At 41.9% G+C, this 334-nt stretch carries 1 pseudogene; it reads right to left on the bottom strand.

Going from position 1 to position 334, the window contains the following annotated elements:
* Window positions 1-205: pseudogene (locus AB4496_RS22625) on the bottom strand (hypothetical protein); the annotation flags it as partial.
* Window positions 206-334: the final 129 nt, after the last annotated feature.

Consider the following 334-nt stretch of genomic DNA (forward strand, 5'->3'; position numbering starts at 1 on the left):
CTTCGCCTTGTTCATTTTCTTGAAGCGTCACGTGGTAAATACGCTTTTCGCCTTCAACTTCAGCTAGCGCAAATTGACCTGTTAGTGATCCAGCAGCCTCAGCGACTTCTGTATCCTCATTGGATTTCAATAACTCAAGTGCTTGAGGCAGGCCATCTAGTGCGCAGATAGCTTTTACCAGTACTTCAAATTCATTTTGCTGCATGTTTATTACCTATTAAATGGACGCTGGTATTGTAGAAAACCATCCATACAAATACAACGTATTAACGACTGTATGCTGAACTATAGCGAGCTAGCTGTTTAACTGGTCTGTACTTCAGCTGCTTAACTG

This window comes from Vibrio sp. 10N.222.46.A1, assembly GCF_041473595.1.
In the GTDB taxonomy this organism is placed as follows: domain Bacteria; phylum Pseudomonadota; class Gammaproteobacteria; order Enterobacterales; family Vibrionaceae; genus Vibrio; species Vibrio tasmaniensis_A.